The sequence below is a fragment of the Cupriavidus sp. GW823-FHT06D04 genome (assembly GCF_058795055.1).
Genome location: NZ_JBXAHL010000002.1, coordinates 349,148 through 368,237 on the forward strand (window position 1 = coordinate 349,148; position 19,090 = coordinate 368,237).

The following is a 19,090-nucleotide window of genomic DNA, read 5'->3' on the forward strand; positions in this document are numbered from 1 at the left end:
AGTGCTTTTTGGCGCGGGCAAGAATAAAGGGCCGCCTCGCGGCGGCCCTTTGCGGGTGGCGTCACACCAGCCGGATCATTGCTCCAGCTTGATGTTCTGCACCTTCACAAGATTCTTCATCTTGTCGAATTCCTTCTTGATCTCGGCCGCATGCTGCGCCGGCGTGTTGCCCGACGGCTCGGCGCCGGCAGTGCGCAGGCGCTGCTGGAAGTCTTTGTCCTGCAGGGCCTTGACGGCGGCTTCGTTGAGCTTCTTGATGACGTCGTCAGGCGTGCCGGCCGGTGCCACCAGGCCGTACCAGGCCGGGTCGTTCGGCTCCTTCAGGCCCATTTCGCCGAAGGTCGGCACGTTGGGCATGGATTCCAGGCGCTTGTTCCAGGCCACCACGATCGGGCGCAGCTTGCCGGCCTTGATGTAGGGGATCGAAGAGGGCAGGTTGTCGACCATGATCGGCACCTGGCCGGCCAGCACGTCGTTCAGCGCCGGGCCCGCGCCGCGGTACGGGATATGGACCATGAAGGTCTTGGTCGAGACCTTGAACTGCTCGCCCAGCATGTGGCCGAAGCCGCAGGTGCCCGACGAGGCGTACGAATACTTGCCCGGGTTGGCCTTCAGCACGGCCAGGAACTCCTTGTAGTCCTTGGCCGGGAAGTTCGGGTTCACGGCGATCACGTTGGCCACGTTGGCCAGGTTGGTGATGGGCTTGAAGTCCTTGATCGGGTCGTACGACAGCTTGGGGTTGCAGGCCGGGTTCACGGCCATGGTCGAGACCGTGGAGATGCCGATGGTGTAGCCGTCCGGCGCGGCCTTGGCGATCGCGTCGGCACCGATCGAACCACCCCCGCCGGCGCGGTTCTCCACCACTACGGGCTGGCCCAGGATGCGGCTCATCTGGTCCGCGGCGCCGCGGCCGACGATGTCGGTAGTGCCGCCGGGTGCGAACGGAATGATCAGTCGGATCGGCTTGGTGGGGTAGCTCTGCGCCTGCGCCGCGGTGGCGGCGGCGGCCAGGGCCAGGGTCAGTGCGAGTTTGCCAGCTTGCATGAGATCATGTCTCCCGTCAGGAAATCCGGGCAGGATGCCGCCCGGAAGCAAAAAAACCGTCGCAGTGCCACAGGTGGGGCCGTGCGCCGGCAGCGTAATTGTGTCAGCCGCCCAGCAGCCCGCGCTTGACCTCGGCGTCGACCGGGCGCTCGCCCAGGAAGACCCGCAGCACGGCCTGGTAGAAGTCTTCGCCAGGGATCGGCCGGCCGCGAGGTGTGCCGTTGATGGCGACGACGGTCCCCGTCTGCGGGGAAAAATCCAGGTTGATCACGTCGCCCTTGTGCGCGGTGCCGACCTCGCCCAGGGTGCGCTCGAACTGTACCAGCCGCGTGGCCAGTTCCTGCATCTGCTGCTCGCTGTGGTTGTTGCGGATGCCCTGGCGGATGGCGCGCATGAGGGCCGGCGGTTCGGCCTCGCGCAGCATGCGCAACTGCAGCCGCTTGGTGCCGGGCGTGCCCAGCACCAGGGCCGCGTTGCGGGCCCTCTCCTGCAGGTACAGGGCGGCCACGTAGCCCTTGGCCAGGAAGCCCGCGCGCAGGGCGGTGCCGTTGAGCTGCAGTTCCTTGCCGCCCACGCGTGCCGCATCGTCAAAACGTATCCCTTCGATCTCCACCGAGCGCGCCGGCATGGGCACGGCGCCCGCGGCCGTGGCGGCGCACAGCGCCACCAGCACGGCGGCCAGGCGCAGGCAGCGGCCCGGGTGCAGACCAGGGCGGAAGGGGGCTCGGAGGTGGGTGTCCGGGCGCGGCGGCGCGGACCGGGTGCGGGACAACATGGCGGCAGGCGTACAACTTGGCATGCCATGCTGGCCTAAATCTGGAAAAATACCTATCCGTATCTGCCCTAGTCTGCACATTCCGGTTTTTTGCCGTTATCCACCCCCGCCGCCGCCGCTGCAATCCCGCGCGACGGCCCGCAGGGCAGCTGCCGCGTCATGCCACCGCCACTACAACAACGATAAATGTCTTCTGCTCTCCTGCTGGTCCCGGACTTCAGCCTGATCCTCATCGGCTGGCTGCTGGTGCGCTATACCCCGTTCGACCGTGCCTTCTGGGGCGGCGTGGAGCGCCTGGTCTACTTCGTGCTGTTCCCGGCGCTGCTGCTGCAGTCGACCAATACCGCGGTGCTGGATTTCTCCTCGACCTCGGCCATGCTGGGGCTGGCGCTGCTGGTGATGGCCACCGGCATGGCCGGCGGCTACGCCGTTAAATGGGTGTTGCGCCCGGACGCGCTGAGCTTTGCCTCGGGCCTGCAGACCGCGTTCCGCTTCAATTCCTATATCGGGCTGGCGCTGGCATCGCGCCTGGGCGGCTCCGAGGGGCTGGCGCTGATGGCGGTGATCGTCGGCTGCACGGTGCCGCTGTGCAACGTGGCGGCGGTGTGGGCGCTGGCGCGGCACGGCCAGACCGCGCTGTGGAAGGAGCTGGCGCGCAACCCGCTGATCCTGGCCACTGCCGGCGGCCTGCTCACCAACCTGATGGGGCTGCATGCGCCCGAGGTGCTGGGCATGACACTGAACCGGCTGGGCTCGGCCTCGACCGCGCTGGGGCTGATGACGGTGGGCGCCGGGCTGCAGATGAGCGGCGCCACCGGCACTGCGGGGCCGGTGGCCTGGTGGACCGGGGTCAAGCTGCTGGCGATGCCGTGCGTGGCCTGGCTGGTGGGGCGTCACCTGCCGCTGACCGCGTTGCAGTACCAGATCGTGGTGCTGTATGCCTCGCTGCCCACGGCCTCCAGCGCCTATATCCTGGCGGTGCGCATGGGCGGTAACGGGCCGATGGTTGCAGCGACGATTTCGCTGATGACGGTGGCGGCGATCGTGACCACGCCGCTGTGGCTGGCGCTGGTCAGCTAGCGCCTGGCGGCGGGCCGTCCTGGGCAAGGGCCCAGTCGATATGCTCGCGCACCAGCGGCGTGGCGCTCTCGCGCCGCTCCAGCAGCGCTGCGCGGATGCGCGCGGCCAGGGCAGCATCTTCGGCGCGCGTGCCCGACCGCGCCGCGCGCAGGCTGTTGCCCAGCCCCACCGCCAGGTTGCGCAGCCAGCGCTCATGGCCGATGCGGCGGATCGGGCTGCCTTCGAGCCGCTGGTTGAATTCCGCTTCGGTCCACTGGAACAGCGCCACCATGTCTGGCGCGTCCAGCCCGTTGCGCACGTCGAAGTCCGGCACCATGGCCACATGCGCGAACTTGTTCCACGGGCAGGCGAGCTGGCAGTCGTCGCAGCCATAGACGCGGTTGCCCATGGGCGCGCGGAACTCCACCGGGATCGGGCCCTTGTGCTCGATGGTCAGGTAGGAGATGCAGCGGCGCGCATCCAGCCGGTACGGCGCCAGGATGGCACGCGTGGGGCAAATGTCCAGGCAGCGGTGGCAGTTGCCGCAGTGGCCGGACTCGGGCGCGTCGGCCGGCAGCGGGATGTCGACCAGGATCTCGCCCAGGAAGAACATCGAGCCGCCGTCGCGGTCCAGCAGCAGCGTATGCTTGCCGCGCCAGCCGAGCCCGCCCTGGCTGGCCAGCGCCACTTCCATGACGGGTGCGGAATCGGTAAAGACGCGGTAGCCGAATTTTCCGATTTCGGCTTCGATCCGGCTGGCCAGTTGCTGCAGGCGGCTGCGCAGCACCTTGTGATAATCGCGTCCGCGCGCATACAGCGACACCACCGCGGTGGCCGGATCGTCCAGCCGCGCCAGCTCGTGGCGGCGCCAGTCTGTGGCGCCGGCCTGGGCGCCGGCGGCCGGAATGTAAGGCATCCGCGCCACGATCGCGCGCACGGTGCCGGGCACCAGTTCGGCCGGCCGGGCGCGCCGCAGGCCGTGGTTCGCCATATAATCCATGTCGCCGTGGTAGCCCTGCGCCAGCCACGCCATCAGCCCCGGCTCGGCATGACTGAGGTCGACATCGGCGATGCGCACGGAGGCAAAGCCCAGTTCCGCGCCCCATGTGCGGATCGACGCGGCCAGTGCCGCAAGTTCCCCGGGTCCCGCGGCCAGGTGGCCGGGGGTGCCGGAAACGGGGGTAGGTGGCGCATCTGCCTGCCCTGGGGCGACTCGGTCGATCATCCCTGAATTGTACGCAATGCCCTTGCTCGAAGAACGCACCCTGACGCTGCCCGACGAAGCCGCCACCGCGCGCCTGGGCGCCGCGCTGGCCGCCACCGTGCAGGCCATGCCGCCGCACACGGTGCATGTGCAGCTGTCCGGCGACCTGGGCGCCGGCAAGACCACGCTGACGCGCGCGATCCTGCGCGCACTCGGCCATGCGGGCAAGGTCCGCAGCCCCACCTACACGCTGTGCGAGCCCTACGAGGTGGCCCGCGCCGACGGCTCGCCGCTGACCGTCTACCACTTCGACCTGTACCGCTTTGCCGACCCCGAAGAGTGGATCGACGCGGGTTTTCGCGACTGCTTCGGCGAACCGGCTTTCAACCTGGTCGAGTGGCCGGAGAAGGCCGGCCGCCTGCTCGGGGAACCGGATCTCCATATGTTGCTCCAATCGGACATGGCCGGGGCGGATGACGCCGGCGAGCGGCGGATCGCGACGATGCGCGCCTATACTCACACTGGACTTACCCTGCTGAACGCATGCTGATCAAGCGACTTGCCACTGACCGCCCCGATGGACCCGACGGCCTGCTGCAGGCGCGCCGCAAATGGATGGCGCAGGCACTGAAGCTGGGCGCGGGCACGGCCGTGCTGACCCTGGTCGGCCCGCAGATCGCGTTTGGCGCCGGCATCGTCGCGGTGCGCGTGTGGCCGGCCGAGGACTACACCCGCGTCACCATCGAATCCGATGCCCCGCTGGCCGCCGTGCACCAGATGATCCGCGACCCCGACCGGCTGGTGGTCGACATCGACGGCCTCGACCTGTCGCCCACGCTGCGCGAGCTGGTGGCCAAGATCACCCCGAACGACCCCTATATCCAGACCGTGCGCGTCGGCCAGAACCGCCCGCGCGTGGTCCGCATGGTGTTCGACCTGAAGGAAAACGTGGCGCCGCAGGTGTTCACGCTGGCGCCGATCGGCACCTACCGCAACCGGCTGGTGTTTGACCTGTACCCGGTCAATCCGCCCGATCCGCTGTGGAAGCTGGTGCGCGACACCGAGGAAAAGCAGCGCCGCTTCGCCACCTCGGATCCGGCGCCGGGCAACGATGGCATCGCCGGCGCGCCGGCTGGTGCCGAGGAAGACGCGATCGGCGCGCTGGTGCGCCGCTTCGACGAGAAGGGCGAGGTGCCGCCCACCACCGCGCCGCTGCCGCCGCCGGTGGCCTCGGCCCGGCCCAGGCCGTCCGCACCGCCGGTGCCGAGCCCCAATGCCCCGGTGGTGCCGCCGGTCGCACGCGACAATCCCACTGCCGAACGGCCCTTCAAGATGCGCCGCCTGCTGACCGTGGCGATCGATCCCGGCCACGGCGGCGAAGACCCGGGCGCGATCGGCGCCGCCGGCTCGCGTGAGAAAGACGTGGTGCTGCAGATCGCGCACCGCCTGCGCGCCAAGATCGATGCCCAGCCCAATATGCGCGCGATGATGACGCGCGACGCCGACTTCTTCGTGCCGCTGAACGTGCGCGTGCAGAAGGCGCGCCGGGTGCAGGCCGACCTGTTCGTGTCGATCCACGCCGATGCCTTCCTGTCGCCAGAGGCGCGCGGCGCGTCAGTGTTCGCGCTGTCCGAGCGCGGTGCTTCCAGTACCGCGGCACGCTGGCTGGCCAACAAGGAAAACGCAGCCGACCTGATCGGCGGCGCCAATATGGGCAACAAGGATGCGCAGGTCGCGCGCGTGCTGCTGGACCTGTCCACCACCGCGCAGATCAACGACAGCCTGCAGGTCGGCAAGGCCGTGCTGGGCGAGATCGGTGGCATCAACAAGCTGCACAAGGGCAGCGTGGAGCAGGCCGGGTTTGCGGTGCTGAAGGCCCCGGATATTCCGTCGATCCTGATCGAGACGGCCTTCATCAGCAATCCGGAAGAAGAGCGCAAGCTCAACGACAACGCACACCAGGAGCAGCTGGCCAATGCGATCCTGAAGGGGATCCGGTCCTACTTCGCGCGCAATCCGCCGCTGTCGAAAAATCCGTCCGTGTGAATCTGGCGGGCACAAAGAAACCGGGGCATGCCCCGGTTTTTTTCATGGCTGCATGCCTCAGGCGCGCGCCGCGGCCTGGTCCTCCAGCAAGGCATCGCGGTCGGCATAGCGCGATGCAATCACCGAGCACACAATCAGCTGCAGCTGGTGATAGACCATCAGCGGCAGCACCAGCAGGCCCAGCGCCGGATGGCCGGCAAACAGGATCTTGGCCATCGGGATGCCGTTGGCCAGGCTCTTCTTGGAGCCGCAGAACACCGCCGTGATCTCGTCCTCGACAGAGAAGCCAAGGCGGCGCGCGGTCAGCGTGGTAAAGCCCAGCACCACGAACAGCAGCACCGCGGCGATCAGCATCACGGCGCCGATGGTCTGCCACTGGTACTGGTGCCACAGGCCCTTTGCGGTGGCGTCGCAGAATGACGAATAGACGATCAGCACGATCACGCCACGGTCGATCTTGTTGGTGATGTTCTTCTTCTTTGTCAGCCAGTTGCCGATCAGCGGGCGCAGCAACTGGCCCAGCGCGAACGGCAGCAGCAGTTGCAGCGCCACGCCGGTGAGCGCCTTGCCCAGCGGCATCGAGGCGCCGCTGGCGCTGATCACCAGCCCCATCAGCAGCGGCGTGACCAGCATGCCGATCAGGCCCGAGACGGTGGCGTTGAAGATCGCGCCGGACACATTGCCGCGCGCCATCGAGGTCATGGCCACCGACGACGATACCGTCGACGGCAGCGCGCACAGGAAGAACACGCCCAGCAGCAGGTCCGGCGGCAGCGTATTGCGCAGCGACAGCATCAGCAGCGCGCCCACCAGCGGGAACACCACGTAGGTGAAGGTCTGCACGAAGACATGCAGGCGCCAGTGCTTGGCGCCCGACACCAGCTTGTCGCGCGAGAGCGCCGCGCCGTGCAGAAAGAACACCAGCGCCACGCCCAGGCTGGTCACCACGCCCAGGTGCAGCGGGCCGTTGCCGGCGCCGATTTCAGGGGCGACCAGCGCAATGGCGATGGCCGTCAACATGACGAGAACGAAGCCGTCGATCAGGTCATAAAGTTTCTTGAGCTTGCGGACAATACGAGACATGACTGCGGGTGGATCCTGCAATGTTAGGGTTTTGCCTAGTATTGGACGCCAGCCAAGTCTAGAATGCAAATTCATTTATAGAATCTATTTATCCGGCCGTTGCATGAATTACACACTGCGCCAGTTGCGCGTCTTCCTGGCCGTGGCCAATACCGGCGGCTTCAGCCGGGCCGCCGATGTGGTCGGCCTGACCCAGCCTGCGGTCAGCCGCGGCGTGGCTGAGCTGGAAGAGGCACTTGGCGTGCGCCTGCTCGACCGCACCACGCGCGAGGTGGTGCTGACCGAGGCCGGCCACGCGCTGGCGCCGGCGTTGGAGCGGCTGCTCGGGCAGCTCGACGACACCCTGGAAGAGACGCGCCAGCTCGGCGAACGCTATCGCGGACGTGTAGTGATAGCCGGTGCGCCGACGATCTCGGCCCGACTGATGCCGCTGTACGTGGCCGCCTGCGCCGCCCAATACCCTGAGATCCGCCTGATCGTGCGTGACAACGTGCAGGCCGACGGCCTGGAGCAGGTGCGCGCCGGCGCCGTGGACTTTGGCGTGCTGATCGATCCGCTGGTGCGCGACGGGCTGGTAGTAGAGCCGGTGGCGACCGACCCGTTCTGCTTTGTCTGCCGGCGCGACCATCCGCTGGCGCAGTCGGCCTCGGTGCCGTGGTCGGCGCTGCATGGGATGCAGTTGGTGCTGCTGGACTTTGCCTCCGGCAGCCGGCCGCTGATCGACCGCGTGTTCGGCCGGCATGGCGTGGTGCCCCTGGTGGTGCAGGAACTGGGCCACTCGGCCAGCGTGTTCGGCATGGTCGAGGCCGGCATCGGCGCCTCGGTGCTGCCGTCGTTCTCGCTGCCGCTGCCGGCGGCGTCGCCGCTGGTGTGGCGGCCGCTGGTGCCACGCGAGGAGCGCAGCATCGTCATGGTCCGGCGCGAGGACCGTTCACTGTCGCCGGCCGCGGCGGCGGTATGGGACCTGGTGCGCCGCCTGACCGTGCGCGCCGAGGCGCCCGCGATGAGCGCCGCGGCCTAGGCGCGCTCCAGGTCCTTGAGTGCCTGTTGCAGCGGGTGCGTCGGCGCTTCCTTCAGCCACGGCGTCTCTGGACCGTTGCGCCAAACGGTGAGCAGCTTGCACAGACCGGCATAGCCGAGCTTCCTCTCGCCTTGCTCGTAGCGCTCCTTCTGCAACGCCAGCGCCTTGTTGAACACGAACCGGCACGACCCGGCGAAGCGGCGCATGTTGCGCTGCTGTTCGCCGGTCGGCATCAATGCGTATTTGAAGGCTTGAAGTCGCTGCATGAGCCCATCTTACCCTTGGTCTATGAGCAGCGAAAACGATATTCGGCACGGTAGGCATTGCGTCCTTCTGATGCCGGCAGCCGCAGCGACGCACCCATGCCGATCATCCGCCAGTACATCGAGCAGCAACAGACGCCACACTGAAAACCCAACGGAAAGGACGCCTGCGGCGTCCGCGCTATTCTTCCCCGCCCTGAAGAGTACCCTGAAGAGACGGGGCTTGCCGCGCACCGGGTCAACGCGCGGTGACCATCACCGCTTCCAGTTCAAAGCTGCCGTCGGCCTGCACGCGATAGTGCTCGCGAACTTCCGCGGGCGCCATCTGCCACAGGTGGCGGATGGCCTCCACGGCCACCGGTGCCGTGCGCATGCGCCTGACCCAGCTGTCGAACTCGATGCCGATGCGCCAGATGTCCGATACGGCGATGCCATCGGCGCCAAAGCCCGCCGCCTCGAACATCGCCCGCCAGCCCGCCGGCGTGTAATCGCGCACATGCGAGGGATCGCGCAGCAGTTCCACCGATTGCAGCCAGGTATCGCGCAGCGGGTCCGGCGCACCGGCAATATCGATCAGCACCACTTTGCCGCCGGGCCTGAGCACCCGGCGGATCTCCGCCAGCGCCGCCGGCACGTCGCGCCAGTGGTGCGCACTCATGCGCGAGACCACCGCGCAGAAGCTTGCATCGTCGAACGGCAGCTGCTCGGCCGCGCCCTGGCGCGTGCGGATATTGGCCAGCCCGCGCTCGCGCGCTGCGGCCTCGACCACGGCCAGCATGTCCGCCGACAGGTCGTAAGCCGTCACTTCGCCCGCAACCGCTGCCGCGGCAAAGCTGGCATGGCCGGCGCCGCAGCCCAGGTCCAGCACGCGGCTGCGCGGGCGGTTGGCCGCGGGGATCAGCGCGGCCAGTTCGTCTTTCAGTTGCTGCAGGTCCGCGCCGCTGGCGTGGACGGTGCTGGTGAGGTAGGCGCTGGCGGTGGCGCCGAACTGGGCGGCGACGAGTTCCTGCTGTTGCATGGTGCTGGGCTCCTTGGGCCACGCCCAGGTCGTGGGCGGCCTTCTTGTGGGGGAGGGGACTTGCCCGCGAGGCGGGTTCGGCATACTGTAGGCGGGCAGTTTTCCCGGTACAAGTTACCAATTTATCCTGGTATAAGCGACACCAGCCTGTCATGCCTTTATCTGCCGATCCCCCTGTTGCCCAGTCTGCATCGCCATCGTCGCGTGAATCCGTGCTGGGCGCTTTCCTGCGCGCGCACCGCGAACGGCTGGCGCCGGCCGATGTCGGGCTCGCACCGGGCCGGCGCCGCCGCACCCCAGGGCTGCGCCGCGAGGAAGTTGCGCAACTGGCGGGCTTAAGCGCGACCTGGGTGACGTGGCTGGAGCAGGGGCGGCCGGTATCGCTGTCGGCACGTGCGCTCGCCAGCCTGGCTGCCGCGCTGCGGCTGTCGCGCGCCGAGCGCGCCTACCTGTTCGAACTGGCGGGCCGCCGCGACCCGCAGCAGGCCCCGGACGAAACCGTGCCGCCGGTGGTGCTGGCCAGCGTGCATGCCATCGGCGGGCCGGCCTACCTGCTCGACCGGCAATGGACCGCGCTGGCCTGGAACGATGCCGCCGCGGACCTGTTTATCGGCTGGCTCGATGCCGCCAGCGCCGAGCGCAACCTGCTGCGCGCGATGTTCCTGTCGCCGGGGCTGATGGCGCTGGTGGAAGACTGGCCGCACCGCGCGGCACGGCTGGTGGCGGAATTCCGTGCGCACAGCATCCGCCATGCGGACGAGGTGCCGACGCGTGCGTTGATCGAGGGGCTGATGGCAGAGAGCGCGGCCTTCCGCGATGCCTGGCTGTCGCAGGACGTGGAAGACCGCGAGGGCGGCCGCCGCGGCTTTCGCCACCCGATGCTGGGCGCGCTGCAGTTCGAGCAGCTGACGCTGGTGCCGGCGGCGGCGCCGGGTTTGATGCTTGTGATGCTGCTGCCCGGCTGAGCGGGCAGTGCCTGGGCATTACTTGGGCTGCATCCGGATCGCGCCGTCCAGGCGGATCACTTCGCCGTTGAGCATGGTGTTCTCGATGATCGAGCGCGCCAGCTTGGCGTACTCCGCCGGGCGGCCAAGGCGCGGCGGGAACGGCACCATCTTGCCGAGCGCGTCCTGCACCTCCTGCGGCATGCCCAGCAGCATCGGGGTTTCGAAGATGCCCGGGGCGATGGTCATGCAGCGCACGCCGTCGCGCGACAGGTCGCGCGCGATCGCCAGCGTCATTGCCACCACGCCGCCTTTGGACGCGGCATAGGCGGCCTGCCCGATCTGGCCGTCAAAGGCCGCCACCGACGCAGTATTGATGATCACGCCGCGCTCGCCTTCGCTGTCGGGGGTGTTTTGCACCATGGCCGCGGCGGCCAGGCGGATCATGTTGAAGGTGCCGACCAGGTTGATGCGGATGGTCTTGTCGAAGGCGTCGAGCGGATGGGGGCCGTTCTTGCCGACGGTCTTGTTGGCGGTGGCGATGCCGGCGCAGTTGACGATACCCGAGAGCCGGCCCAGTGCCTGGGCGGCGGCCACCACCGCCTGGCCGTCGGCTTCGGAGGTGACGTCGCAGCGGATAAACTGGCCGCCCAGTTCTGTTGCCAGGGCCTGGCCGGTGGCCTCGTTCAGGTCGGCGATCACGACCTTGGCGCCGGCTTCGGACAGCATGCGGGCGGTGCCTGCACCCAGGCCTGAGGCGCCGCCGGTGACGATGAATACGTTGCCGTGGATTTGCATTTGGGGTTGTCTCCTTGGGATTGGGGTTTTTTGTTGCCGTTTACGTAAACGTCAATTCATTGGCGGTATTTTACGGGGTGGTGGGGGATGTGCAAGGGGGCCACACCCCACCTATTCGCCCATAAAACAAAAGCGGCCCAAAGGCCGCTTTCACAACACCAGGCAGAGCAGGCGAAAGAATTACTTCAACGCCTCAAACACCCGCGCAGTAATGTCATCGACATTGCCCACGCCCAGGATCTTGCGGTACTTCGGCGGCGCCACCTTGGCGGAAGCATCCCCCTTGGCAGCCCAGTCCGAGTAGTAATCCACCAGCGGACGCGTCTGCTGCGAATAGACATCAAGACGCTTCTTGACCGTCTCTTCCTTGTCATCGTCACGCTGGATCAGCGCCTCGCCGGTCTCGTCGTCCACGCCCTCGGTCTTGGGCGGGTTGTACTTGACGTGGTAGGTGCGGCCCGAGGCCACGTGCACGCGGCGGCCGCTCATGCGCTCAATGATGGCGTCGAACGGCACGTCGATTTCCAGCACGTAGTCGATTGCCACGCCCGCTTCCTTCATCGCCTCGGCCTGCGGAATGGTGCGCGGGAAGCCGTCGAACAGGTATCCGTTCTTGCAGTCGTCTTCCTTCAGACGGTCCTTCACTAGGCCGATGATGATGTCGTCCGACACCAGTCCGCCCGCGTCCATGACCTTCTTGGCTTCCACCCCCAAGGGGGTGCCGGCCTTCACCGCGGCGCGCAGCATGTCGCCCGTGGAGATTTGCGGAATGCCGAACTTCTCGCAGATGAACTTGGCTTGCGTGCCTTTGCCGGCGCCAGGCGCGCCCAACAGGATCAAACGCATTTACGGGTCCTCAGAGTATTTAATCTGTATGGCGGGAGATCAGAAGGAGGGTAACGCCGTAACTTGACGCAGGACTTACTGCGGTCCTGATGCGTTCTGACTGCGTTCAGCGCGGGCACTGCTCAGGCGTATCCACGCGTACGGCCGGCGGCGGCTGCCAGGGGGATGGCGGCGCGGCACACCGGACGGGCTCTATCTTTATCTCCCCACCGAGCCTTGGCCGGCGGCACGCTTGCGCATGCCGGCCGGGCGGCTCTGTATCGGCAAGCATTATGCCATGAGGCGGCGCAAAATCGGCCCGAAATCCGCCCCCGGGTTCAGGTTGCAGCAGTATGAACCTGGACGGGCAGGCGCCCGCGCGGGTCATTTTCCGGCGGTTTTTGTCAGGGCCCTTCCTGGGCCATCGACTGCGCCCACAGTGCGCGCACCCGTTCCAGGTCGGCCGGGGTGTCGACGCCGGGGGCCGGCGCGGCGCTGGTCTGCAGCACCGCAATGCGCTCGCCATGCCACATGGCGCGCAGTTGCTCCAGCGCCTCGGTCTGCTCCAGCGGCGCCGCCGCCAGCGTCGGGAAGCGGCGCAAAAAGCCCGCCCGATAGGCGTACAGCCCGATATGGCGCAGCACCGGCATGCCGGGCAGCGGCACCTGGGCCAGCGCCGCGGGCACGGCCGGCACGCCCGACCAGGCATCGCGCGCCCACGGGATCGGCGCGCGCGAGAAATACAGTGCGCGGCCGGCGGCGTCGCACACCACCTTGACCACATTGGGGTTGAAGACTTCGGCGATGTCCTGCAGCGGATGCGCCGCGGTGGCGATGGCACAGTCGGCGTGGTGCGCCAGATGCAGTGCCACCTCGTCGATCAGTGACGGTTCGATCAGCGGCTCGTCGCCCTGCACATTGACCACGATGGCGTCGTCGGCCAGGCCCAGCTGGGCGGCCACTTCGGACAGGCGGTCGGTGCCGGAAGGGTGGTCGGCGCGGGTCAGTACGGCTTCGATGCCGTGCGCGGCGCAGGCCTGCGCCACCGCGGGCGCGTCGGTGGCGACCACGGTGCGCCGCGCCGACGACGCATGCGCGCGTTCGGCCACGCGCACGATCATCGGGCGCCCGCCGATATCGGCCAGGGGCTTGTCAGGCAGGCGCGTCGAGGCGAGCCGCGCGGGAATGACGACGGTGAACGCGGGGACGGTCATGGCGCGCGCTCAGTTGCCGGCGGCAGGGGCGTCCGGGTTGACCACGCGGCCCGGCACCGACTGGCGGGCCTCGTCGGCCAGCATCACGGGGATGCCGTCGCGGATCGGGTACGCCAGCTTGTCGGCGTGGCAGATCAGCTCCTGCGCGGCGCGGTCGTATTCCAGCTTGCCCTTGCACAGCGGGCAGACCAGGATTTCAAGCAGCCGGTTGTCCATCTCGGTGTTCCTCGTTGCGCCCTGCGGCGCCCGGCGTGGTTGCCGGCGCGGTCGGCGCGGGTTTGACTTGCGCCAGGACGGCGCGGCGGATTTTTTCGATCAGGCCGGTATCGATCACGGGCCTGGTGGGGACGACCCAGATGCGCGGGTCGTCGAAGCGCTCGCATTTTACGGCATCCTTCTCGGTGATCAGGATCACGTCGGCGTCGAGCGCATCGACATTGTCGACGAACGGGTCGGCGACAAAGTCATAGTGGTCGGGCAGCGGCAGTGTCTTCGGCGACAGCCCTGCGCCACGCAGGCTGGCGAAGAAGCGTTCGGGGTTGCCGATGCCGGCGGCGGCCAGCACGCGCCGGCCGGCGAAGGCGCTGACCGGCCGCGCCATGGTGGGATCGGCCAGCTGCCAGGCGTCGTCCAGCTCCAGCCGCATGCCGTACACGCCGGGGCGGTCGGGCGTGGCGCGGAAGGTGGGGTCGTTGATCAGCGTGGCGTCGCGCGGGCGCGAAAGCGGCTCGCGCAGCGGGCCGGCTGGCAGCAGCAGGCCGTTGCCGCCCATGCGTGAGTCGAACATCACGATCTCGAAGTCGCGCTGCAGCTTGTAGTGCTGCAGGCCGTCGTCGAGCAGCAGCACATTGACGCCCGGGTGCGATACCAGCATGGTCTGCGCGCACAGCGCCCGGTCGGGGAAGACCCAGACCGGCACGTCGGTGGCGCGCGCGATCAGGAGCGGCTCATCGCCTACGTCGGACGCCTTCGAGGTCGGCTTCACGCGGCGCGGGTGCTTGAGTTCCACGCCGTAGCCGCGCGACACCACGCCGGGGCGCAGCCCCGCCTCGGTCAGCGCTTGTGCCAGCGCGATCACCGCCGGCGTCTTGCCCGTGCCGCCCACGGTCACGTTGCCGACCACCACCACCGGCATCGGCAGGCGTGTCGACTTGAACCAGCCACGCTGGTAGCCATAGCGGCGCACCCGCGCGATCAGCCCGAACAGCAGCGAGAACGGCAGCATCACCCACGCGAACCAGCCGCGGCGTTGCCACTGGGCGGTCACGAAGTCGGCAAGGGCATGTCGGGGAACGGGCATGGGCGCGGCGGGCGGTGGAGTCGGTGGTTGGGATGGGATTGTAGTGCGCCCGCGGCTTCGCCCCCTGGGGGCGCGGGTGGCTCAACCATTATGGGCATTGCACAGCGCATGCGGCAAGCCCGTCGGCCGCATGCGCCAGGGCGCCCGGAGTCAGCGCGGCTGTGCGCTCTGCGTGGCGAAGGTCAGGCGCGACAGCCCGGCCAGCCGCGCGGCCTCCATCACGTTGATCACGGCCTGGTGGCTGGCCTGCGCGTCGGCATTGACGATCACCACCGGCGGCTGGCCGCCGGCACCGGTGCCCGAGGCGGCGCGCAGCTGGTCGGCCAGGCTGGTGACGTCCTTCTGCTCCATCACCTGCTTGTTGACGGAGTAGACCCCGCGCGATGACACCGACACCACGATCTCCCGCGGCCGCTGCTGGGCGCGCTCGGCGTCGGCGGTGGGCAGCTGGATCTGCAGCTCGGTAAAGCGCGAATAGGTGGTCGTGATCATCAGGAAGATCAGGATCACGAGCAGCACGTCGATCAGCGGGATCAGGTTGATCTCCGGCTCTTCGCGCCGCTGACGGGAACGGAATTGCATGGCGTTCGTTCTGTTCGGCGATCAGGCGCGGCGTTGCGGCAGGATCGCGTCGAGGAACGACGTGGCGCGAAATTCCAGCTCGGCCACGTAGTCATCCACGCGGCGGCGGAAGTAGCGCCAGAAGATCAGCGCCGGGATTGCCACGATCAGGCCGAAGGCAGTGTTGTACAGCGCCACCGAGATGCCGTGCGCCAGTTGTTCAGGGCTGGCGCCGGTGCCGCCCTGGCTCCCGAAGATCTCGATCATGCCGATCACCGTGCCCAGCAGGCCCATCAGCGGCGCCACCGAGGCGATCGTGCCGAGCGCGTTCAGGTAGCGCTCCAGCTCATGCGCGACCACGCGGCCGGCTTCCTCGACCACGTCTTTGGCGGCATCGCGCGAGGTATGCGGCTGCAGCACCACGTGGCGCAGCCCGGCGGCCAGCACCCGGCCCAGCGGCGAGTTCTGCTCAATCGTGTTGACGACTTCCGGCGTCGCGCGGCGTTGCTGCGCGGCCGCCAGCGCCTCTTCATAGAGCCTGGCGGGCAGGACCTTGCTGCGCTTGAGAGTGAGAAAACGTTCGACGATCAGCGCCAGCGCGATGACCGAGGCGAGCAACAGCGGCCAGATCGGCCAGCCGGCCGCTTGAATGATGGAAAACAATTGGACCCCCGGGATCGACAACCGAATAACAAAACCCCAAACCACCTGGACGGCATGCCTTGATGCGCGTCTGGCCGCTGGCGGCGCGCGCTCCGGCATTGCTCTGAAAAATCAGGCGCCACTCTAACCTGCGCCCTGTCGCACGGCAAGACGGCACCCGACGCTGTCTCGGCCACGCATCGCCCATTTCCACAGCAAAGCGGGACAGTGTTGTGGATCGATTGTGGAAAGCTACCTGACAAGCGTGCTAACACATTGATCTTTAAGGGCAAAAACATCACTGCTTAAATTTTGTGCAAAAGCCTGACGCAGACCCTGCGGCGCATGGTGCACGCCGCCAGGCACCGCTTTCCACAACCTGGCCGGGCGCGTCGGTGTGCTGGCACGCATTCCTGTGCGGCTTTCCACACAGCGCCGGGACAGGATTGTGGAGCGCTTGTGGAAAGCTGCCTGAGAGGTCACCTAAGTCTTTGATTTATAAGGTGGCACCATCGGCTGCTCAAAAAACAGGCAAACGGGTGTATCCGTGCGGCCCGCGGCCGATGTGGCGTCAGGCAGGGCAGAAACCGGGTTTTTCCACATTCCGCAGGGAGAGCATTGTGGACGGCCTGTGGACAAATCCGGGAGAAGCAGGTTAACCCATTGATTTTTATGACCTCCCATCGCCCTGCCCAGAAATTGTGCAAATGCAGCATGGACGCTGCGCCCCGGACGGCCAGCGGCGCTCTGATACGCCACGCGCCGGGTCGGCCGCTTTCCATCGGGCAGCAAGCGGTTTTGGGGCCACTTGCGCCGGAAAAGTGTGGTTTACGGCGCCTTTTATCCAGAGAAGCTGTGGATAACTTTGTGAACAAGCCTGCCAGGCGCTATGTAAGTGATTGATGCAAAAGAGAATTGGTTATATTGCCTAATTTTTGTTTTGCTCGTAAAACTCATAAGAATCAAAGGGTTGGACGAACCCATGCGCCTTTCGGGGCAGGGCGCCGGCATCAATGCTACCCCCTTGACATAGCGGTTATGCTGTGGACATGTCCCATTCACGCCGCTTGCCATCCGTGCGCCATGCCAGACTTGCCGAACTTTTCGCGTGACCCTTCCTCCACCGCGCCGCGCAGCGGCCGCGACGTCATTCCTGTCGGTGAGCTGAACCACACCATCGCCAGGCTGCTGGAACGCAGTTTTCCGCTGGCCTGGGTGCGCGGCGAGATTTCCAATTTCACGCGCGCCGCCAGCGGGCACTGGTATTTCTCGCTCAAGGATGCACGCGCGCAGATCCGCTGCGTGATGTTCCGCGGGCGCAACCAGCATGTCGACTTCCAGCCGCGCGAGGGCGAGGCGGTGGAAGTGCGCGCCGTGGTCACCATGTATGAGGCGCGCGGCGAGGTGCAGCTGGGCGTGGAGGCAATGCGCCGCGCGGGGCTGGGCAACCTGTACGAAGCCTTCCTGCGCCTGAAGGAAAAGCTGGCGCAGGCGGGGCTGTTCGCGCCAGAGCGCAAGCGCCCGGTGCCGGCGCATCCGCGCACCATCGGCGTGGTCACCTCGCTGCAGGCGGCGGCGCTGCGCGATGTGCTGACCACCTTGCGCCGGCGTGCGCCGCATGTGCCGGTGGTGGTCTATCCGGTACCGGTGCAGGGCGCTGGCGCGGCGCAGAAGATCGCCGACATGCTCGATGCGGCCAGCGCGCGGCGCGAGTGCGACGTGCTGATCCTTTGCCGCGGCGGGGGCAGCATCGAAGACCTGTGGTCGTTCAACGAAGAGGTGGTGGCGCAGGCGATTGCGCGCTGCGTGCTGCCGGTCATCTCCGGCGTGGGCCACGAAACCGACTTCACCATCGCCGACTTTGTCGCCGACGTGCGTGCGCCCACGCCGACCGGCGCGGCCGAGCTGGTCAGCCCGGATCGCGCGCACCTGCTGGCGCAGGCGATGCGTGCGCGCGACGCGCTCACGCAGTGCATGCGGCGCGGGCTGGACCTGCGCGCGCAGCACCTGGACTGGCTGGCGCGGCGCGTGCGCAGCCCGCAGGCGCAACTGCAGGAGCGGCGCGCGCGCGTCGACAATCTGGCCCGACATTTGCGGTCGGCATTGCGCGACACGGTGGTGTCGCAGCGCCACCGCCACCAATTGCTGGCGATGCGCTGGAGCGCGTGCCGCCCCGATGCCAGCGCCGCTCATGCCGACGTGGCCCGCCTGTGGCAACGCCTGCAGGCCGCCGCCGCACGCCAGCACGAGCGCGCCGGCCAGCGCCTGGCGCGCAGCGCCGGCGCGCTGGAGCTGCTGGCGCCGCAGCGTACGCTGGAACGCGGCTATGCGGTGCTGCTGGACCAGCGCGGACGCGCGCTGCGCTCGCCCGCCGAGATCCGCGCCGGCAGCGTGCTCGAAGCGCACCTGGCCGAGGGCGTGGCCGACCTGGCGATTGCCGGCGTGCAGGCCAAGCTGCCGGATTTCTGAGCGCCTGCGCGGCCCGGGAACGCCTCCCATTCGCGATGCCGCGGCGGGCCCGAAGCGTTCCGGGAAGCCGGGCGGAAATCCCCCCGGAAACCCTTGCCCGGACAAACTAACATCGGAGCAGGGGGCTTTGTCCCGCGGTTTGCGCGGGTCTTGCAAGTCCCCTACAATCGGCAATTCCGGACCCACAACCCCAACCCACAGAGACAGAACAATGGAACACAAGCTCCCCCCGCTCCCGTACGCGCATGATGCCCTGGCTCCGCACATCTCCAAGGAGACGCTGGAGTTCCATCATGACAAGCACCACCAGACCTACGTCACCAACCTGAACAACCTCATCAAGGGCACCGAGTTCGAGAACTCGACCCTGGAAGAGATCGTCAAGAAGTCGTCGGGCGGCATCTTCAACAACGCTGCCCAGGTGTGGAACCACACCTTCTACTGGGACTCGATGAAGCCCAACGGCGGCGGCCAGCCGACCGGCGCGCTGGCTGATGCCATCAACGCCAAGTGGGGCTCGTTCGACAAGTTCAAGGAAGAGTTCACCAAGACCGCCGTGGGCACCTTCGGTTCGGGCTGGGCCTGGCTGGTCAAGAAGACCGACGGCTCGCTGGACCTGGTCTCGACCTCCAACGCCGCCACCCCGCTGACCACCGACGCCAAGGCGCTGCTGACCTGCGACGTGTGGGAACACGCCTACTACATCGACTACCGCAATGCCCGCCCGAAGTACGTCGAGGCATTCTGGAATGTCGTGAACTGGGATTTCGCCGGCAAGAACTTCGCTGGCTGATCCGCGGATCATCCTTGCAGCAAGAAAGGGC

Annotated in this window: 19 protein-coding genes and 1 pseudogene; 7 read left to right on the plus strand and 13 right to left on the minus strand. The window is 67.5% G+C overall.

Features of this window, described 5'->3' with window-relative positions; all coding sequences use genetic code 11:
• Positions 1–75: 75 nt before the first annotated feature.
• Both AC1Q7H_RS05320 and AC1Q7H_RS05325 read right to left on the minus strand, forming a co-directional pair.
• Positions 76–1,044: a tripartite tricarboxylate transporter substrate binding protein BugE gene (locus AC1Q7H_RS05320; RefSeq protein ID WP_013955671.1), complete on the minus strand. Its 969-nt coding sequence runs from the start codon at positions 1,042–1,044 to the stop codon at positions 76–78.
• Between the two features lie 103 nt (positions 1,045–1,147).
• Positions 1,148–1,819, minus strand: coding sequence for a chalcone isomerase family protein (locus AC1Q7H_RS05325; RefSeq protein WP_228772607.1), 672 nt, complete (start codon positions 1,817–1,819; stop codon positions 1,148–1,150).
• Between the two features lie 186 nt (positions 1,820–2,005).
• Between AC1Q7H_RS05325 and AC1Q7H_RS05330 the strand changes: the two genes are divergently transcribed.
• The gene (locus tag AC1Q7H_RS05330) at positions 2,006–2,899 is read left to right on the plus strand and encodes an AEC family transporter (RefSeq protein WP_010812244.1); all 894 of its coding nucleotides are present in this window, start codon (positions 2,006–2,008) and stop codon (positions 2,897–2,899) included.
• Here the strand turns inward: AC1Q7H_RS05330 and queG are convergent.
• Positions 2,892–4,103, minus strand: a complete 1,212-nt coding sequence (queG, locus tag AC1Q7H_RS05335) for a tRNA epoxyqueuosine(34) reductase QueG (RefSeq protein ID WP_041227760.1) — start codon at positions 4,101–4,103, stop codon at positions 2,892–2,894. The two genes, AC1Q7H_RS05330 and queG, sit on opposite strands and share 8 nt — an antisense overlap.
• A gap of 16 nt (positions 4,104–4,119) precedes the next feature.
• Between queG and tsaE the strand changes: the two genes are divergently transcribed.
• Positions 4,120–4,632, plus strand: a complete 513-nt coding sequence (tsaE, locus tag AC1Q7H_RS05340) for a tRNA (adenosine(37)-N6)-threonylcarbamoyltransferase complex ATPase subunit type 1 TsaE (RefSeq protein ID WP_153955658.1) — start codon at positions 4,120–4,122, stop codon at positions 4,630–4,632.
• Entirely contained in the window at positions 4,626–6,128 is a 1,503-nt protein-coding gene (locus AC1Q7H_RS05345; RefSeq protein ID WP_013955675.1) for an N-acetylmuramoyl-L-alanine amidase, read from the plus strand. Before tsaE ends, AC1Q7H_RS05345 begins: the two co-directional genes overlap by 7 nt.
• A 57-nt stretch (positions 6,129–6,185) precedes the next feature.
• Here AC1Q7H_RS05345 and AC1Q7H_RS05350 read toward each other — a convergent pair whose 3' ends face one another.
• Positions 6,186–7,211 carry a bile acid:sodium symporter family protein gene (locus AC1Q7H_RS05350; protein ID WP_492381020.1) on the minus strand — a complete coding sequence of 342 codons (1,026 nt, stop codon included), beginning with the start codon at positions 7,209–7,211 and terminating at the stop codon, positions 6,186–6,188.
• 103 nt (positions 7,212–7,314) lie between these two features.
• Between AC1Q7H_RS05350 and AC1Q7H_RS05355 the strand changes: the two genes are divergently transcribed.
• Positions 7,315–8,232, plus strand: coding sequence for a LysR family transcriptional regulator (locus tag AC1Q7H_RS05355; protein WP_013955677.1), 918 nt, complete (start codon positions 7,315–7,317; stop codon positions 8,230–8,232).
• On the opposite strand, the pseudogene AC1Q7H_RS05360 reads toward AC1Q7H_RS05355, so the two are convergent.
• Both AC1Q7H_RS05360 and AC1Q7H_RS05365 read right to left on the minus strand, forming a co-directional pair.
• Positions 8,232–8,498 (minus strand): annotated as a pseudogene (locus AC1Q7H_RS05360) (helix-turn-helix domain-containing protein); the annotation flags it as partial. The gene AC1Q7H_RS05355 and the pseudogene AC1Q7H_RS05360 overlap by 1 nt on opposite strands.
• 235 nt (positions 8,499–8,733) lie before the next feature.
• Positions 8,734–9,513 carry a class I SAM-dependent methyltransferase gene (locus AC1Q7H_RS05365; RefSeq protein ID WP_153955660.1) on the minus strand — a complete coding sequence of 260 codons (780 nt, stop codon included), beginning with the start codon at positions 9,511–9,513 and terminating at the stop codon, positions 8,734–8,736.
• A 152-nt stretch (positions 9,514–9,665) separates the two neighbouring features.
• Between AC1Q7H_RS05365 and AC1Q7H_RS05370 the strand changes: the two genes are divergently transcribed.
• Complete coding sequence (locus AC1Q7H_RS05370; protein WP_153955661.1) at positions 9,666–10,478, plus strand: MmyB family transcriptional regulator; 813 nt, start codon at positions 9,666–9,668, stop codon at positions 10,476–10,478.
• Positions 10,479–10,496: 18 nt separating this feature from the next.
• Here the strand turns inward: AC1Q7H_RS05370 and AC1Q7H_RS05375 are convergent, their stop codons facing one another.
• The 7 genes from AC1Q7H_RS05375 to AC1Q7H_RS05405 form a co-directional block, all read right to left on the minus strand.
• Positions 10,497–11,255 (minus strand): 3-hydroxyacyl-CoA dehydrogenase, encoded by a 759-nt coding sequence (locus tag AC1Q7H_RS05375; protein WP_492381021.1) that lies wholly within the window; start codon positions 11,253–11,255, stop codon positions 10,497–10,499.
• A 180-nt stretch (positions 11,256–11,435) separates the two neighbouring features.
• A complete protein-coding gene (gene adk, locus AC1Q7H_RS05380) occupies positions 11,436–12,101 on the minus strand; it encodes an adenylate kinase (RefSeq protein WP_211980755.1) in 666 nt (221 codons plus the stop codon).
• Positions 12,102–12,484: 383 nt separating this feature from the next.
• Positions 12,485–13,294 carry a 3-deoxy-manno-octulosonate cytidylyltransferase gene (kdsB, locus tag AC1Q7H_RS05385; RefSeq protein WP_153955662.1) on the minus strand — a complete coding sequence of 270 codons (810 nt, stop codon included), beginning with the start codon at positions 13,292–13,294 and terminating at the stop codon, positions 12,485–12,487.
• 9 nt (positions 13,295–13,303) lie between these two features.
• Positions 13,304–13,510, minus strand: a complete 207-nt coding sequence (locus AC1Q7H_RS05390) for a Trm112 family protein (RefSeq protein ID WP_013955684.1) — start codon at positions 13,508–13,510, stop codon at positions 13,304–13,306.
• Positions 13,491–14,594 (minus strand): tetraacyldisaccharide 4'-kinase, encoded by a 1,104-nt coding sequence (gene lpxK, locus AC1Q7H_RS05395; protein WP_492381022.1) that lies wholly within the window; start codon positions 14,592–14,594, stop codon positions 13,491–13,493. Before lpxK ends, AC1Q7H_RS05390 begins: the two co-directional genes overlap by 20 nt.
• 150 nt (positions 14,595–14,744) lie before the next feature.
• A complete protein-coding gene (locus AC1Q7H_RS05400; protein WP_013955686.1) occupies positions 14,745–15,176 on the minus strand; it encodes an ExbD/TolR family protein in 432 nt (143 codons plus the stop codon).
• A gap of 21 nt (positions 15,177–15,197) precedes the next feature.
• Positions 15,198–15,818 carry a MotA/TolQ/ExbB proton channel family protein gene (locus AC1Q7H_RS05405; protein WP_041228296.1) on the minus strand — a complete coding sequence of 207 codons (621 nt, stop codon included), beginning with the start codon at positions 15,816–15,818 and terminating at the stop codon, positions 15,198–15,200.
• Between the two features lie 1,062 nt (positions 15,819–16,880).
• Here AC1Q7H_RS05405 and xseA point away from each other — a divergent pair.
• Positions 16,881–18,266: an exodeoxyribonuclease VII large subunit gene (gene xseA / locus AC1Q7H_RS05410; RefSeq protein ID WP_194946888.1), complete on the plus strand. Its 1,386-nt coding sequence runs from the start codon at positions 16,881–16,883 to the stop codon at positions 18,264–18,266.
• A gap of 211 nt (positions 18,267–18,477) precedes the next feature.
• A complete protein-coding gene (gene sodB, locus AC1Q7H_RS05415) occupies positions 18,478–19,059 on the plus strand; it encodes a superoxide dismutase [Fe] (protein ID WP_013955690.1) in 582 nt (193 codons plus the stop codon).
• Positions 19,060–19,090: the final 31 nt, after the last annotated feature.